Annotated in this window: 17 protein-coding genes; 3 read left to right on the top strand and 14 right to left on the bottom strand. The window is 65.8% G+C overall.

Annotation, left to right across the window (positions count from 1 at the left end):
* Nucleotides 1-170: 170 nt before the first annotated feature.
* On the top strand, nt 171-437 hold the full coding sequence (locus Q8Z05_RS15175; protein ID WP_305940431.1) for a GlsB/YeaQ/YmgE family stress response membrane protein: 267 nt from the start codon (nt 171-173) through the stop codon (nt 435-437).
* A gap of 91 nt (nt 438-528) precedes the next feature.
* Here Q8Z05_RS15175 and Q8Z05_RS15170 read toward each other — a convergent pair whose 3' ends face one another.
* The 4 genes from Q8Z05_RS15170 to infC form a co-directional block, all read right to left on the bottom strand.
* On the bottom strand, nt 529-1,425 hold the full coding sequence (locus tag Q8Z05_RS15170) for a TrmH family RNA methyltransferase (protein WP_305940430.1): 897 nt from the start codon (nt 1,423-1,425) through the stop codon (nt 529-531).
* 47 nt (nt 1,426-1,472) lie between these two features.
* Nucleotides 1,473-1,928, bottom strand: a complete 456-nt coding sequence (gene rplT, locus Q8Z05_RS15165; RefSeq protein ID WP_305940429.1) for a 50S ribosomal protein L20 — start codon at nt 1,926-1,928, stop codon at nt 1,473-1,475.
* A gap of 118 nt (nt 1,929-2,046) precedes the next feature.
* Complete coding sequence (gene rpmI / locus Q8Z05_RS15160) at nt 2,047-2,241, bottom strand: 50S ribosomal protein L35 (protein ID WP_009358635.1); 195 nt, start codon at nt 2,239-2,241, stop codon at nt 2,047-2,049.
* A gap of 115 nt (nt 2,242-2,356) precedes the next feature.
* Nucleotides 2,357-3,424, bottom strand: a complete 1,068-nt coding sequence (infC, locus tag Q8Z05_RS15155; protein WP_305940428.1) for a translation initiation factor IF-3 — start codon at nt 3,422-3,424, stop codon at nt 2,357-2,359.
* 385 nt (nt 3,425-3,809) lie between these two features.
* Between infC and Q8Z05_RS15150 the strand changes: the two genes are divergently transcribed.
* The gene (locus tag Q8Z05_RS15150) at nt 3,810-4,208 is read left to right on the top strand and encodes a DUF1844 domain-containing protein (RefSeq protein WP_305940427.1); all 399 of its coding nucleotides are present in this window, start codon (nt 3,810-3,812) and stop codon (nt 4,206-4,208) included.
* A 143-nt stretch (nt 4,209-4,351) separates the two neighbouring features.
* On the opposite strand, the gene Q8Z05_RS15145 is transcribed toward Q8Z05_RS15150, so the two are convergent.
* From Q8Z05_RS15145 to Q8Z05_RS15110, 8 genes are all read right to left on the bottom strand, one after another.
* The gene (locus Q8Z05_RS15145) at nt 4,352-5,665 is read right to left on the bottom strand and encodes an MFS transporter (protein WP_305940426.1); all 1,314 of its coding nucleotides are present in this window, start codon (nt 5,663-5,665) and stop codon (nt 4,352-4,354) included.
* A gap of 57 nt (nt 5,666-5,722) precedes the next feature.
* Nucleotides 5,723-6,640 (bottom strand): SseB family protein, encoded by a 918-nt coding sequence (locus tag Q8Z05_RS15140; protein WP_305940425.1) that lies wholly within the window; start codon nt 6,638-6,640, stop codon nt 5,723-5,725.
* A gap of 13 nt (nt 6,641-6,653) precedes the next feature.
* Nucleotides 6,654-7,400: a bifunctional 1-(5-phosphoribosyl)-5-((5-phosphoribosylamino)methylideneamino)imidazole-4-carboxamide isomerase/phosphoribosylanthranilate isomerase PriA gene (priA, locus tag Q8Z05_RS15135; protein WP_305940424.1), complete on the bottom strand. Its 747-nt coding sequence runs from the start codon at nt 7,398-7,400 to the stop codon at nt 6,654-6,656.
* 52 nt (nt 7,401-7,452) lie between these two features.
* On the bottom strand, nt 7,453-7,611 hold the full coding sequence (locus tag Q8Z05_RS15130) for a hypothetical protein (protein WP_197024972.1): 159 nt from the start codon (nt 7,609-7,611) through the stop codon (nt 7,453-7,455).
* Nucleotides 7,612-8,373, bottom strand: a complete 762-nt coding sequence (gene hisH, locus Q8Z05_RS15125) for an imidazole glycerol phosphate synthase subunit HisH (RefSeq protein WP_305940423.1) — start codon at nt 8,371-8,373, stop codon at nt 7,612-7,614.
* Nucleotides 8,370-8,996 carry an imidazoleglycerol-phosphate dehydratase HisB gene (gene hisB / locus Q8Z05_RS15120; RefSeq protein ID WP_305940422.1) on the bottom strand — a complete coding sequence of 209 codons (627 nt, stop codon included), beginning with the start codon at nt 8,994-8,996 and terminating at the stop codon, nt 8,370-8,372. The genes hisH and hisB overlap by 4 nt, the downstream gene beginning before the upstream one ends.
* Nucleotides 8,997-9,089: 93 nt before the next feature.
* On the bottom strand, nt 9,090-10,208 hold the full coding sequence (locus Q8Z05_RS15115; RefSeq protein ID WP_305940421.1) for a histidinol-phosphate transaminase: 1,119 nt from the start codon (nt 10,206-10,208) through the stop codon (nt 9,090-9,092).
* Between the two features lie 99 nt (nt 10,209-10,307).
* A complete protein-coding gene (locus Q8Z05_RS15110) occupies nt 10,308-10,763 on the bottom strand; it encodes a LysM peptidoglycan-binding domain-containing protein (RefSeq protein ID WP_305940420.1) in 456 nt (151 codons plus the stop codon).
* A gap of 326 nt (nt 10,764-11,089) precedes the next feature.
* Here Q8Z05_RS15110 and lexA point away from each other — a divergent pair, with 326 nt between their 5' ends.
* Entirely contained in the window at nt 11,090-11,839 is a 750-nt protein-coding gene (lexA, locus tag Q8Z05_RS15105) for a transcriptional repressor LexA (protein WP_305940419.1), read from the top strand.
* A 52-nt stretch (nt 11,840-11,891) separates the two neighbouring features.
* Here lexA and Q8Z05_RS15100 read toward each other — a convergent pair whose 3' ends face one another.
* Together Q8Z05_RS15100 and hflX are read right to left on the bottom strand one after the other, a co-directional pair.
* Complete coding sequence (locus Q8Z05_RS15100) at nt 11,892-13,964, bottom strand: ATP-dependent DNA helicase (RefSeq protein WP_305940418.1); 2,073 nt, start codon at nt 13,962-13,964, stop codon at nt 11,892-11,894.
* Nucleotides 13,957-15,525 (bottom strand): GTPase HflX, encoded by a 1,569-nt coding sequence (gene hflX, locus Q8Z05_RS15095; RefSeq protein WP_305940417.1) that lies wholly within the window; start codon nt 15,523-15,525, stop codon nt 13,957-13,959. The genes Q8Z05_RS15100 and hflX overlap by 8 nt, the downstream gene beginning before the upstream one ends.
* Between the last annotated feature and the right edge of the window lie 266 nt (nt 15,526-15,791).

Genomic DNA, 15,791 nt, shown 5'->3' with positions numbered 1-15,791 from the left:
GCCCGCAAGGAATACCGTACCCGCCTGCCGCTGCCGGATGCACCACGGGTCACTGCTGGTGACACCAAAAACATTGAAACTTCGCCTGCTGACAAGGAAACACACCCTGTGTTAGCTTGAAGCCATAATCGGGGCTTGTAGTGAGCCCCGACGAATATGTAGGAGGAGAAATGGGCTTTCTTGGCTGGATCATTCTCGGACTCATTGTAGGAGCAATCGTCAAGGCGATCATGCCTGGAAAAGTCGGCGGCGGCTGGGTCACCAGTCTGGTGCTCGGTGTCGTCGGCGCCATCGTCGGCGGCTGGATCGGCGACCTGTTGTTCGGCGGCGGCAGAATGGAATTCTGGAACCTCGGCTCCTGGCTTCTGGCCATCGTCGGCGGCCTAGTTGTAGCCGGTATCTACGGCTTCATCACCGGCAGGAACCGGACCACATAACTACACCCCTAACCGATCTGGGCACCGAGGTGCCCAACGGTGAAGATTACGACGGCGGGACCCACCGGAAGGCGGGTCCCGCCTTTTGCGTTCAGGCCCGCTTCTGCGAACGCGCGCTGGCGTAGAGGCACACCGTGGCAGCCGTGCCGACGTTAAGGCTTTCCGCGGCACCGTAGACCGGGACAGCCACCCTGTGGTCCGCCAAGGCGAGCTCGGCGTCCGACAAGCCCTGGGCTTCATTCCCGAACAACCAGGCGGTGGGCCGCTCAAGATCATAGGCCGATTCCGCATCCGACGTGCCCAGCCTCCGGGCAGCACTTTCGTCCTGGAGCTGGTCCAGGTCCAGCTGGCCGTAACCGTCGGCGGCCAGGATGCCGATCCCGCGTTCGCGGCAGGCCCCGGCCAGTTCGGCCAGGTCCGTTCCCAGCACAACCGGCAGGTGGAACAGCGATCCGGCCGTGGAGCGGACTGCCTTGGGGTTGTAGATGTCCACACTGGAGGCCGTCAGGACAACGGCGTCGGCTCCGGCAGCGTCGGCCGCCCGCAGGACAGTGCCGGCATTGCCGGGGTCCCGAAGCTGGCACAGCACGGCGATCAGGCGGGGCCGGGCGTCGAGCACTGCCTCAAGCTGCACGTCCACAAAAGCGCAGACGGCGATGATGCCCTGGGGATTAACGGTGTCCGCCATGGCGGCGAGTACCTCGTCGGTGGCGAGCCTGGCATTGACGCCCTCGGCGAGCTCTTCAAACTCCGGATACCGGTCCAGGCAGGCTTCGCTGGCGAATACTTCGTGGACCACGCCGGGCTCCCCCGCTGCAACCCTTTTCCGATGGAGTACCAGTGCTTCGCGGACGGCCTGCGGGCCCTCGGCCAGGAACTGCCCGCGCTTTAAACGGGCCGGGCGCCCTGCAAGCTTTGCCACATCCTTTACCCGATCAGCTCGGGGGTTGGAGAGTGGAAAGTCTTGCGGGCGCCCGGTTTCGTTCATATAAGAACTTTAGTGGCTATTGCCACCGGTCCCTGAACGGCGGAATGCTACTTGGCAACCTTTTCGGCAGCCGGCTTCTTCGCAGCCTTGGCCTTCGGAGCTTTTGCCTTCGGGGCTTCAGCCGCAGCGGCCGGCGCGGAAGTGTCAGCAGGCAGCGAGTCCTTGGCAATCTGCACCAGGGCAGCAAAGGCGTTGGCGTCTGAGACGGCCAGCTCTGCCAGCATGCGGCGGTCAACCTCGACCTCAGCGGCCTTCAGGCCCTGGATCAGGCGGTTGTAGGTCAGGCCGTTGGCGCGCGATGCAGCGTTGATGCGCTGGATCCAAAGACGGCGGAAGTCGCCCTTCTTCTTCTTGCGGTCGCCGTAGCTGTACACAAACGAGTGCAGCAGCTGCTCTTTTGCCTTGCGGTACAGGCGTGAGCGCTGTCCACGGTAGCCTTTTGCGCGTTCGAGGATAACCCGGCGCTTCTTGTGGGCGTTTACCGCCCGCTTCACACGTGCCACGTGCGTACTCCTTCAGAATTCTGATCCCAAGCGTCTACTGCCGGATAACCGGCCGGCCTGAGAAGCCTTTTTGGTAGTTGACCGCCGCCAGGTGGCGAGCAGTCAGAGAACTTGGAACTTAGATGCCGAGCATCTTCCGGATGACCTTGGCGTCGCCCTTGAAGACGATCTTGTCGCCGGCAAGGCGACGGGTCAGCCTGGAGGACTTGTGCTCGAGGTAGTGGCGGCGGTTGGCCTGCTGGCGGCGCAGCTTGCCGCTACCGGTCAGCTTGAAGCGCTTCTTAGCACCGCTGTGGGTCTTCATCTTCGGCATGGGAACCGATCTCCTTACGTATCCGCAGACAAGTCTGCAGTCTTTCGTGCAGCCACCCCTGCGGGCGGCGTGCTGGTTGCTTGCTGCGCCAGGCGATGCTTGGCGCAACTTTGAACTAGTTGGTCTTCTTGCTACCCGGCTTGGGGGCAGCCGGCCGTGCTGCAGGCTTCGGCGCTGCGGGCCGTGCTACCGGCTTGGGCGGCGAAGGTATTCCGGCCGGCCTCGGCGCCACGGGGGCGGCCTCTGCCGGCTTCGGTGCAACAGGCTCCTTGGCCACAGGCGGCTTGCTGGCTGCAGCAGGCTTGCTGACTGCAGGACGCGGGGCCGCCGCAGCCTTGGGGGCTTCGCGCTTCGGTGCTGCCTGCTTGGGAGCTTCCTTGACCGGGGCTTCCTGCTTAGGTGCTTCCTGGACGGGAGCTTCCTGGACGGGAGCTTCCTGCTTGGGAGCTTCCGCGGCCGGGACCTCGGTTTCCGGCGCAGCTGCGGCCTCGACAGGTGCCTCGACGGCAGCTGAAGCCGCAGCGGCCTCGGTGCTCGCCTCGGGTGCTGCCTCTTCCGTCGATACTGCAAAGCCCTCAGGCAGCAGGTCCGCCAGGGACTGCGTCATGGCGGGCTGGTCGCGGCTGACGTCCACCCGGCCGCTGGCCTTGGCTTCGTTCTGGGCCTTTGCCTCAGCGCGCTGCGTCGCACGGCGTGCTTCTGCCTTGGCCTCGGCCTTGTTCTTCAGCGGGCCCACCACCATGACCATGTTGCGGCCATCGATGCGGGGGCTGGACTCGACAACGCCAACTTCGGCGACGTCGTCGGCGAAACGCTGGAGAAGGCGGATGCCCATTTCCGGACGCTGCTGCTCACGGCCGCGGAACTGGATCATGGCCTTGACCTTGTCTCCGGCGCCGAGGAAGCGGAGGGCGTGGCCGCGCTTGGTCTCGTAGTCGTGAGTGTCGATCTTCAGCCGGAAACGGATTTCCTTCAGAACCGTGTTGGTCTGGTTCTTACGGGCCTCGCGTGCCTTGACAGCAGCTTCGTACTTGTACTTGCCGAAGTCCATCAGCTTGCACACCGGAGGCTTTGCCTGCGGTGCAACTTCAACGAGATCAAGGTCGGACTCGGCAGCCAAACGCAGGGCGTCCTCAATACGGACAATTCCTACCTGTTCGCCTGCAGGGCCGACCAGCCGCACCTCGGGGACGCGGATACGCTCATTGATTCTTGGCTCGCTAATGTTAGAACTCCTGTGGTTGAGATGAGTACTCCACCGGCAAACAGAGAAGGCCCCCAATTGCCGGAGCAATCGAAGGCCTCGAAGGTCGGATGTACCGGGCCTCCGGGGAGGCTGTACGCGTTCCGGCCGGCTGACGCCGTCCTGGAATGCCCGACCAGGTACCCGGCAACCTTGCTTCCTGGACATTGCTTCCGGGAAAACGGCTGACGCGGGTGGGAGAGAACTCCGCTTGCAAACTGAAAGTCAATGCTACAGAAAGAACCCCGGAAACTGCACATTGGCAGTAGCAAGATTCACATAACAAAATAACGACATTCAGTCGGTCTGTGACAAGCTTACCAGTATGAGCACTTCAGACAGTAATTCACACGTTTTCGAGCCCGCCGCCGATCAGCGGGACGGCCAGGAGCAGGTGTCGCAACAGATCCGCGATATCTCCGAGGTCCCCGCCATCGAGGTCATCACCACCGCCGCTGTCCACCTGATGAGCGCGTCGGCCGTCAAGCTCGGGCTCGCCGCCGAGGAGAATGCCGAGGAGCTCAAGGACCTGGACGAGGCCCGCAAGCTGATCACCGCGCTGGCCGGACTCGTGACCGCCGCTGCTCCGGAGATCGGTTCCCAGCACGCCGGACCGTTGCGCGACGGACTTCGATCCCTGCAGCTGGCCTTCCGCGAGGAGTCCACCATTCCGGACGCCCCGGGCAAGGGTCCGGGGGAAAAGTACACCGGGCCGGTTAACTAGCCGATCCACTAGCACGTCGACGGCGGCGGGCGGACCACACAGGTCCGCCCGCCGCCGTCGTAATTCCCTGAGTTTTTGTCCAGATACAGGGACTTACGGACCCCGGAAGCCACGTTATCTGGACAAAAACTCTGGGCGGCCGGTCAGGTGAGTGCGCGCTGGCGGCGCCGGCGCTGCAGCACCAGGCCGAAGAGGCAGAGGACAACCCCGGCGGTGCCCACCGAGACAAATCCGGCGGACGGCCCGACCCCGTCGATGAACACGCCGGCCAAGGGAGCGCCCAGCGCCACTCCGGCCGTGAGAGCGGACCCGTACCAGCCCATGGCCTCGCCGCGGCGGCCCTCCTCCACGAGTTCGGCAACCTTTTCCGACGCAGCGGACAAGACCGGTGCGCACAGCAGGCCGGGGAGCAGCGACAGCAGGCACAGCGTCAGTGTGTCGCGCGCGAAGCCCATCGGGATGGTGAGTGCGGCCATGCCGAGCAGCAGGAGCATCGGGGAAACGGGCCGGTGCATGGCGCCGTAGAGGAGCCCTCCGACAACCGACGCCGCGCACCAGAACACAAAGACAAGGCCGATCTCCGCCTGGCGGCCGCCGGTCTCCAACGCGGCAACAATGCCCACGTCCGTGCCGCTAAGCACCATACCTGCCCCGGAGGCCACGGCGAAGACCGCAGCCACCGCGGCGGTGAACCAGGCGAAGTTATGTACCACGCTGCGCCTTAATCCGGCGGGCCGCAGCCGGGTGCGGCGAAGGCCGCCGGCCGCTACCGGAGCGAGTTCCGCAGCAGCTTCCTGCAGGTGCGCGGGAGCTGCAGCGACGACCGCAGCTTCCGCGCCTTCCTGCTGGTCGGTTTCGTAGTCGTCATCCGGCACAGCACTGCGGGTGGGCGGGTTGAACCACATCAGGAAGAGTCCGGCCACAGAAGTGCACACGCCCACCACGGTCAGCCCGACAACCGAATGGCCGGCAGTTGCCACAATCGCCCCGGCCGCCGGGCCGAGCATGAAGACAAGTTCCGTGGAGATGGCGTCCAGAGCGAACGCCGTCCGCCGCTGTTCACCGCCGGCCAGCACGCCCAGGGACTGGCGCACCACGCTGAAGATCGGCAGTGTGAGGAGTCCCCCGACGAAGACCAGCGCCAGCACCCACTCGTACGAAACATGCGGCACCACGGACCAGATCACGGTCTCGGACACAACGGAAGGAATCAGTGCCTTGCGCAGGCCCACGGTATCCACCCGGCGCCCTCGCCACGGCGCGCCCAGGGCGATGCCTATGGTCATCACCGCCGCGGCTGTGCCTGCGGCGGCATACCCCTCGCCCAGGGTCAGGACAATGTGCAGCGTCAGGAGCACGCCGGCGGCGGAATGCGGTATGCGGGCTATCATTCCGACGGTCAGCAGTCGCCGGATGGGCCTGATTGCCAGGAGCTCCTTGTAAAGAGCGAAATTCACGGGTACGTCCTTCATCCTGCCAGCGGCAAGACCGGGACGCGTCCCCGTGCCGTCAAGCTATTCTGTTGCGCGCTGCAACTTTACCTCGATCGAGTCGACGCGCTCGGCGAAGACCGCATTCCGCGACCAGTCAGCGTTTAGCCCTGCCACGATCGCCTGGACGCCTGCTGCATCGAGGCCATCTTCCAAGTACAGCACCACCCTGAGTTCCGGCCCCGGACCGCCGCCGCGGACGACAGCGCCCCCGGCTGTTGCCGAGGCCACGCCGCCGCCCGGCTGGAGCTCGACCCGCTTAACGGCCGCATAACCGGCCGTTGCGTCGGCCATGGCCCGGGCAAGCTCCGGATCGGCATAGGACGGAAGCCAGTCCTGCTGCTGGGCAAGGGCCCAGACGGCGGGCCGGCGGACCACGAACGTGTACTCGGAGCCGGGGTCGAGGACGAGGAGCTCGGCTCCTTCAGCCACCGCGGACAGGGCGGCCCGCGCCGCGTACACTGCCACCGGGCGGGCGTCCGGATGCCATGCTTCCAGCGCCGCAGCCGAGGTGAAGACCGGCATGGCCGTCCGGCCGTCCGGCGCCTTCAGCGTCACGAGCGCCATGTCCGCCTGCTTGTCGCCGTGCAGCTTGTCAGCCTGCATCCCGTCGTCACCGTGCCCGCTTGCGTGAGGCCCGTGCGTGTGTTCGCTTTCCTCGGCCAGCTGGGCAACGATCGGAACGAAAACCCTGGCAGCGGCCAGAGACGCCACCACGGCAGCTTCGTCGCCCTCAGCAGAGCGGAGCGCGGCAACCGCGGCGAGGTAACCGGCGTCGGCCGTGCCGTCGTCGTGCTCGAAGTTGTGGATCTTTGCATCCTCGCCGGCGAGGCTGCGGCCGGCCCAAGGCTGCCCGGCAGAGTCCGTGGCGCCGCCGGAGCCTGCCAGCGCGGCCGCGATGTGGCCCGGCAGTTCGCGGGATGCGGGAGGTTGCTGTTCCATGGTGGCTGTTGGCCTAGCGGCGGCCTGCTACGTCCAGCGCTTCCGGCAGCGTAAACGCACCGGCGTAGAGCGCCTTCCCGACGATGGCCCCTTCCACGCCCAGGGGAACGAGGGAGCGCAGGACCTTGAGGTCTTCGAGGCTGGAGATGCCGCCGGAGGCCACCACGGGTTTGCCGGTCTTCTCCACCATCTGGCGGAGCAGCTCAACGTTGGGGCCCTGCAGGGTGCCGTCCTTGGTGACGTCGGTGACCACGTAGCGGGCGCAGCCGGCTTCTTCGAGACGTGCCAGAACGTCCCAGAGGTCGCCGCCTTCCTTGGTCCAGCCGCGACCCGCCAAGGTGGTTCCGCGCACGTCAAGGCCGACGGCGATCTTGTCACCGAAGCGGTCGATGGCCCGTGCCGTCCACTCCGGGTTTTCCAGGGCCGCCGTGCCGAGGTTCACCCGGGCAACGCCGAGGTCCAGGGCTTTTTCCAGCGATTCGTCATCGCGCAGGCCGCCGGAGAGCTCCACCTTGATATCGAGCCGGCCCACAACTTCACGGAGCAGCCCGGCGTTGGAGCCACGGCCGAAGGCGGCATCCAGGTCCACCAGGTGCACCCACTCGGCGCCCTGTTCCTGCCAGTTGAGGGCAGCTTCCAGCGGGGTGCCGTAGCTCGTCTCACTGCCGGCTTCGCCCTGGACCAGACGGACCGCCTGGCCGTCCACGACGTCGACGGCGGGCAGCAGTTCCAGTACGGGCAGCGGCGTTTCGGTGGTCATGTTGGAGTCCTCGGGGTTGTAGTGGAGCTGCGGTGATCTTGGAGTTGCGCGGTCAGTTTGCCGGCAGGGTAAGCAGGTAGGCGGCCAGCAGCGACATACCGGCCAGCACGTAGAACACGACCTGGGTCCAGAGCGGCTTGTGCTGCTGCCTGAAGGACAGTGCCCCGCCAACCAGCAGGCCGGCGAGGCCCATCAGGACTATCGACCACATCTAGGCGGCCGGTCCGGCACCGGCGGCCGTGGGTGCTGTGGCGTCGCCTTTGCCGCGGCGCAGGCCGTTGACCCAGTTGCGGAGAAGCCGGGCGCCGGCGTCGCCGGACTTTTCCGGGTGGAACTGGGTGGCGCACAGGGGGCCGTTCTCCACGGCGGCGACGAACGGTGCGCCATGCTCCGACCAGGTGACCAGCGGGGCAGCCATGCGCGGCTGGATGACGTCGAAGTCCCAGTGCTGCACGCCGTAGGAGTGGACGAAGTAGAAGCGCTCGTTTTCGACGCCTTCGAAGAGCCTGGACCCTTCCGGGACCTTGACGGTGTTCCAGCCCATGTGGGGCACAACCTCTGCAGGCAGCAGTTCCACTTTTCCGGGCCACTCCCCCATGCCCTCGGCCTCGGTGCCGTGCTCGACGCCTGCCTCGAACAGCACTTGGAGGCCCACGCAGATTCCCAGGACGGGCCGGCCGCCGGCCACCCGCCGGCCGATCATCCGGATCGCGTCCACTGCCTTGAGCTCGCGCATCACCGTTTCGAAGGCACCGACCCCGGGGACCAGCAGTCCGTCGGCATTCAGGACGTCTTCCGGCTTGGCGCTGAGGATGACTTCGGCACCCGCCCGCTCCAGCGCCCGGACGGCCGAGCGGACGTTCCCGGAGCCGTAGTCCAGGACGGTAACCGTGGGTTTCCCCTCGGGGGACGCCGGTTTCGCACTCGCGGCAGGGTCCAGGATTGCCCCGTCGCGGAGGATCGGGCCGGTCACAGTGCGCCCTTGGTGGACGGGATGCCCTCCACGCGGGGGTCCGGCTCTACGGCTGCGCGCAGCGCCCGAGCGAATGCCTTGAACTGTGCTTCCACGATGTGGTGCGGGTCCCGGCCGGCGATGACGTTCATGTGCAGGCAGATGCCGGCGTGCAGGGTGATTGCTTCGAAGACGTGGCGGGTCAGGGAACCCGTGAAGTGTCCGCCGATCAGGTGGTATTCCTGACCGGCCGGCTCGCCGCCGTGCACCAGGTACGGCCGCCCGGAGACATCAACGACGGCGTGGGCCAGGGCTTCGTCCAGGGGAACCGTGGCTTCCCCGAAACGGCGGATCCCCGCCTTGTTGCCGAGGGCGGTCCGAAGCACTTCGCCGAACGTGATGGCCACATCCTCCACCGTATGGTGGACGTCGATGTGGATGTCCCCCGTCGCCTTGACCGTCATATCGATGAGTGAGTGCTTGCACAGAGCAGTCAGCATGTGGTCATAGAACGGAACCGAGGTGCTGATGTCCGAGATGCCCGAGCCGTCAAGGTTGATCTCGACCAGCACGGACGATTCGCTCGTGGAACGCTCCATGCGTGCGGTCCGGGCCTCGACAGCAGTGGATCCGGTGGTGCTCATGTGTTGTGTCCTTTGGATGTCAGGAGAAAATACCGTCTGGGTGCTGGTTCCCGGGAAGTGGTTCCCCCGGGAACCCGGGGGTCCGACTCCAGTTTAGGCCGGGACGCTGGGCTGACCGGTCAGGATCAGTTCCAGGGCCTCCAGGAAGGCTGTGGTTTCCGTCTCAGTGCCGGCTGTAACCCGCAAGTGCCCGGGGATCCCCACATCCCTAATCAGGACGCCGCGGTCGAGCAGCCCCTGCCAGACCTCATGGGGGTTCTCCAGTCCGCCGAAGAAGACGTAGTTGGAATCGGACGCGGCAGGCTTGAGTCCCATCCGCGTCAGCTCGGTGACGATCCTGTCGCGCTGCCGCTTGATGTCTTCGACGTCGGCCATGAGGGCCTCGCGGTGCGTCAGGGCAGCCAGGGCGGTGGCCTGGGTGATGGCCGACAGGTGGTAGGGCAGCCGCACCAGCCTCAGGGCGTCCGCAACCTCAGGTGCCGCCGCCATGTAGCCGAGGCGAGCTCCGGCGAGAGCGAAAGCCTTGCTCATGGTGCGGGAGACGATCAGGCGCTCACGGCCCGGAAGCAGAGTCAGGGCGCTGGGCGTGCCGTCGTGCGCAAATTCGTGGTACGCCTCGTCGACGATCACCACAGTCTGGCTCGCTTCGCCCGCTTCGTACACGGCTTCCACGACGTCGAGCCCCAGGCCGGTGCCGGTGGGGTTGTTGGGTGAGCACAGGAAGACAACGTTTGGTTGAAGTTCCCGGACCTGCCGCGCCGCCGATTCGGCACTGAGGCCATAGTCATCCGCACGCTGGCCGGCGATGTATCCGGTATCGGTCCCGCTGGCCAGCAGCGGGTACATGGAGTACGTGGGCGGAAATCCGAGGGCTGTACGCCCCGGGCCGCCGAATGCCTGCAGGATCTGTTGCAGCACTTCGTTGGACCCGTTGGCGGCCCAGATGTTCTCGGCCCCCAGGCCGTGGCCCAGGTACTCCGCCAGGCGCTCCCGGAGTTCGGTGAACTCACGGTCCGGGTAGCGGTTCAATCCAGCGGCGGCAGCCGTCACGGCCTCCGAGATGGCCACCAGGACATCAGCCGGAACGCCATGGGTGTTCTCGTTGACGTTGAGCAGGATGGGAACGTCCAGCTGCGGTGCACCGTACGGAGTGAGGCCCCGCAGGTTGGTCCGGAGGGGAAGTCTGTTCAGTCGCTCTAGCTGGTCAGTCACTTCAACAGTTTAAGTGAGGGTGGCCGGGCCATTGAAACTGTGACGCCGCTGAGCCGCCGGGGCCCGATGGCCGGAGGCTCCAGGCGGCATGCCCGAGGCTTAGTTTGAGGGAACAAAAATCTGCTGGCCCGGCATGACCCTGCCGCCGTCCAGGTTGTTGAGCTGGACGATATCGGCGACGACGTCGCGGGTGTCCCGTTCCGGGGACACGGTCCCGGCGATCTCCCAGAGGGACTGCCCCGGCTGGACCGTCACGGACACGGTGGGGGTCAACGACAGCTCGGACGCTGAATCCGCGGCTTTCGCCGGCGAATTCAGGAGCCCGGCCAGCGAGATCAGCACTATGGACACCAGGATCAGCGGCACGCCCACAAGAACGATGCGCCCCCTGCGCGTCAGTCGGAGCGGCGGCTGCACGGCCCTGGCCTTGGCCGTCTTAACAGCTTTCGCTGCGGGACGCTCCTCCCAGTTGAAGGCCTGCATTCCTGCGGCTTGGGCTCCCCGGATGGGTGAACCTTCATTATTCGAACCCTGAATAGCGCTTGTTGCTGACATGAACTGAGCCCTCCTGGACCTGACTGTGCCGCCCGCCGTGTTCCCCAAACCGCCGTCCGCCCGCTTCCGGCTATCGAACATAAAACCGAACAGGACTTCAGACTAGAACACATATTCGAACTTTGCTGGTTCTGTTCTAGCACTTATCAACGAACATTGTCGAGACTCACTAGAACAAATGTTTGAAAAAGCTATGAGGCTGGCCTACGTTTGAGCTACAGAACAACCACTTCTGCAGTTGATCAGCAGGGTCTGACATTTCAGGCCGGAAGTTCCCGGCAGCTGCAGCCACGGATGCCGGGCGGAACGGAAAGGCGTTGGCGAACATGGCAGCACAAGCCACCGGCGGCAGGGCTACCCAGCGGAGCCAGCAGCCACCAGCGAAGCCGAAGGGCCTCACGGTACGGCAGAAGAAGATTCTGGAAACGATCCAGCGGTCCGTCAACGACAACGGCTATCCGCCGTCGATGCGCGAAATTGGTGACACCGTTGGCCTGGCCAGCCTGTCCAGCGTCACCCACCAACTCTCCCAGCTCGAAAAACTGGGCTACCTCCGGCGTGACCCGAAACGCCCGCGCGCGATGGAAGTCCTGATGCCGCTGACCCTGGACGAGGGCACCGCCAAAATCTCCGGCGTGGAGAAGCCTGCACGGCTGCGCACCGTTGGCGGATTGGCTGTTTCCGAACTGGCCACGGCAACGGACACGGCCATGGTCCCCCTGGTGGGGCGGATTGCGGCGGGCGGGCCGATCCTGGCCGACCAGATGGTTGAGGACGTGATGCCGCTGCCAAGGCAGCTGGTCGGCCATGGCGAGCTTTTTATGCTGAAGGTGACCGGCGACTCCATGATCGACGCGGCAATCTGCGACGGCGACTGGGTTGTGGTCCGCCGGCAGAGTGACGCCGTCAACGGCGACATCGTTGCCGCCCTGCTCGACGACGAGGCGACGGTGAAGACCTTCCGCCAGCGCGATGGCCACACCTGGCTGTTGCCCCAGAACACGCAGTACGAGCCCATCCTCGGCGATCACGCCAACATCATGGGCAAGGTCGTTTCGGTTCTCCGCTCGCTGTAGCCGCCTGCTATAGCCGCCGCCCCGCCGGAACCGGCGGGCGGCGGCGGCCTCGTCAGGCGCCGGCAACCTCCGCCGGAGCCTTTGCCAGCCTTGACAGTGCAGCAACAGCGATCGCGGGATCAGTGGTGGGCCAGAACGGCGGCAGGGCGGCCCGCAGGAAGCCCCCGTAGCGTTCAGTGGACAACCTGGAGTCAAGGACAGCCACAACCCCTTTGTCGCCCGTGGAGCGGATGAGCCGGCCGGCGCCCTGGGCGAGCCGGATAGCGGCGTGCGTGGCCGACACCGACATAAAACCGTTGCCCCCCGCCTGCGCCACAGCCCGGGAACGTGCGGTCATAAGCGGATCGTCCGGCCGCGGGAAGGGGATACGGTCGATGACCACCAGCCGGCACGAACCGCCGGGAACGTCCACTCCCTGCCAGAGCGACATGGTGCCGAAAAGACAGGTGTCCGGTTCGTCCGCAAACTGCCGCACCAGCGCCGTCATGGTTGATTCCCCCTGGCACAGGATGCTGACATCCAGGCGTGGCCTCATCGCCTCGGCCGCTTCCTCCGCTGCCCGCCGCGACGAGAAGAGGCACAGCGCACCGCCGTTCGAGGCCCGGATGAGTTTCTCCAACTCGTCCAGCGCTTCGGGCGATGTCCCGCGTCCCGGCTTCGGCAGATGGCTGGCCACGTACAGAATCCCCTGTTTGGGGTAGTCGAACGGGGAACCGACATCCACGCCTGTCCAGCTGGGTGCGCCCGGTCCCACCAGCCCCAGCCCTCCCGCAGCCGGTTCGAAGGCCGATCCAATCGCCAGGGTGGCAGACGTAAGGACAACGGTGTGGCCGGCAAAGAGCCCGTCGCGGAGCTTCCCGGCCACGCTCAGCGGGGCAATGTTGATCAGGGCCGGCGCGGCGTCATCCGGCTGCGAGTAGCCCTGGTGCGGGTCGAAGGTGCTGTTCCGCGAAAACCAGACCACCTCCCGGTTTTCCCGGGCGGCAATCAGGCGCTCACAGAGTTCAAGGATGACCATGAGGCGAGAGCGCGCGAGCTGCCGCCCGCCGTCGGCCGTGTTGGCGCTGTCGCCTTTGGAGTCGGAGAGGGCCGCGCGGCAGGCTTCCCGCAACTGGTCCACGCAGTCGAGCTGTTCGTCGTTGAGCCCGTTGGGCAGGAGACCGCTGGGAACCCCGGCGATGGCGAGTTCGAGGTTCGCGGCGGCGTTGTTGAGCGCATCAACCGTGATACCCGTGTTTTTGCGGGCACCTGAGGCGGCGGCATGGACCATGGCCACGGACAGCTGGCCGGAGACTGCTCCCGTCACACGGTCCTGCAGCTCGTGCGCCTCGTCAACCACCACGACGTCGTACTCCGGCAGGACCGCGAGGCCTTCGAACGCGCTGACGGCCAGCATCGCGTGGTTGGTCACCACAACGTCGGCCTCGGCGGCGTCCTGCCGGGCGAGTTCACTGAAGCACTCGGCGGCCATGGGGCATTTCTGCGCGCCCAGGCATTCCATCGAGGTGACGGACACCTGCCGCCAGGCACGGTCCGTCACGCCGGGCATCAGTTCGTCACGGTCCCCTGTGGCGGTCTTCTCCGCCCACTCGCGGAGCCGGACCACTTCCTTGCCCAGCTGGGATGCAGGGCCGCCCAAAGAGGCGGCAAAGTGCGGAACGCTGGTGTCCTCGCCCAGGGAGAAGAGCTGCCCCTCCGACGGTTCTTCGGAGGGGAATCCGCCGTCGAGCTTGTGCCGGCACACGTAATTTGCCCTGCCCTTGACCAGCGCGACCTTGACGGGGCGCTCCAGGGCGGGGTTGATGGTTTCGAGCAGCCGGGGCAGGTCCCTGCCCACGATCTGTGTCTGCAGGGCAAGGGTGGCCGTGGACACCAACGTGGGTTTATCGCTGGCCTGTGAATGGGCAATCAGCGGAATCAGGTACGCGAGGGACTTGCCCGTGCCCGTTCCGGCCTGGACCAGCAGGTGGTCGCCGCTGTCGATAGCGCGCGCCACCTGCCGGGCCATTTCGTGCTGGCCGCTGCGGCTTTGTCCGCCCATGCCGGACACTGCCCGGTCGAGGAGTTCGATGACGAACTCCTCGCCGGCGGAGCCGCTGGTTTCTCCGGCCCCGGGATCAGACATTGCTGATGAAGGATTCCAGTTCAGCGGCGAGCCCCTCGCGCACCATGACGAGGGCGCGGGTGCCCTCCTCTTCATGATCCAGGCGAAGGATTTCGGCGTCCGTTTCGTGGAGTTTGCTGATCAGGTCCCCGCGGTTGTAGGGAATCAGCAGTTCCATCTTGACGCTCGGCCTCGGAATGGCATCGCTGATGGCCTTCAGGAGCTCGGCGATGCCCTGGCCCGTGCGGGCGGACACCACCACATGGCGGGGTTCGCGCTGCTTCAGGCGTTCCACCACGAACGGATCCGCGGCGTCGGCCTTGTTCAGCACAATGATCTCCGGGACCTTGCGCGCGTCCACTTCGCTGAACACTGCCCGGACCGCGGCGATCTGTCCCTCAGGATCGGGGTGCGAAACATCCACGACGTGCAGGATGAGGTCCGCATCGGCCACTTCCTCCAGTGTGGAGCGGAAAGCTTCCACCAGCTGCGTGGGAAGTGAACGGACAAAGCCCACGGTGTCGGCCAGCGTGTAACCCAGGCCGTCAGCCGTTTCCGCCTTGCGGACCGTCGGATCCAGCGTCGCGAACAGCGCGTTCTCCACCAGGACGCCGGCGTCGGTGAGCCGGTTCAGGAGCGAGGACTTTCCCGCGTTCGTGTACCCCGCAATGGCGACGGACGGCACGGAATTACGACGGCGGTTGGCCCGCTTCGTTTCCCGCGCCGGCTTCATGGCGGCGATTTCGCGCCGCAGCTTGGCCATCCTGGTGCGAATCCGGCGGCGGTCCAGTTCGATCTTGGTTTCACCGGGGCCGCGGGAACCCATGCCGGCACCTGCGCCGCCCACCTGGCCACCGGCCTGGCGGGACATGGACTCGCCCCAGCCGCGCAGGCGCGGGAGCAGGTACTCGAGCTGCGCCAGCTCCACTTGTGCCTTGCCTTCACGGCTTTTGGCGTGCTGGGCGAAGATGTCCAGGATCAGGGCCGTGCGGTCAATGACCTTGACCTTCACGATGTCTTCGAGTCCGCGCCGCTGGGACGGAGCCAGTTCGGCATCCACCACCACGGTGTCGGCACCGGTGGACATCACGATGTCCTTGAGCTCCTGGGCCTTGCCGGAGCCGAGGAAGGTACCGGGGTCGGGCTTGGCGCGGCGCTGGACGATGCCGTCGAGGACCTCCGAGCCCGCGGTTTCGGCCAGGGCGGCCAGCTCGCGGAGGGAGTTCTCGGCGTCGGCCAGCGTGCCTTCGGTCCAAAGGCCCGCCAGGACGACCCGTTCGAGGCGCAACTGCCGGTATTCGACTTCGGTGACATCTTCGAGTTCCGTGGAAAGGCCTGCCGTGCGGCGCAAGGCCCGGCGTTCCTCGAGGTCCTGCTGGTCGCCGTCGAAAATGCTGTGTTCGCTGTCCTGGCGGGAAATCGCCTGGGCCGAACCCAGGACTCCGCGCGGATTTTCCGGGGCGGAGCCGGCTGCACGGGCCGGGACATCCTTGGACAGAATCCGGTCGATGACAGCCTGGATTTCCTCAGGACTCATGTCCTGGGAGGCTGAATCTGATCCGGTGTTGGGCTGGTTGGTCATGTTCTCCTTTGAAGATTCGACACCTTCAGAATAATGCTGATTGGTTGTCTGCGGGGCGGTATTCGCGCTGGGCTGACGACTAGTGGTCATTCGGGCTCCTGGAATGCCGGCGGCTCGCTGGGCGGCGGCCGGCGGAATTGGTGGTGAAGCGGGTGGTGACACAGGCGTCCTGCGAGGCGGGCGGCTGTGCGAAAGGGCCGGGGTGTCGGTGGCAGTCGGATCGCCACGGTTCAGATGATCAGCATTGCTGGACTCCAAGTAGTACG

Source organism: Arthrobacter oryzae, assembly GCF_030718995.1.
In the GTDB taxonomy this organism is placed as follows: Bacteria; Actinomycetota; Actinomycetes; order Actinomycetales; family Micrococcaceae; genus Arthrobacter; species Arthrobacter oryzae_C.
Note: the sequence above shows the minus strand (reverse complement) of the source record. Positions and strands in the feature narration are given on the sequence as shown.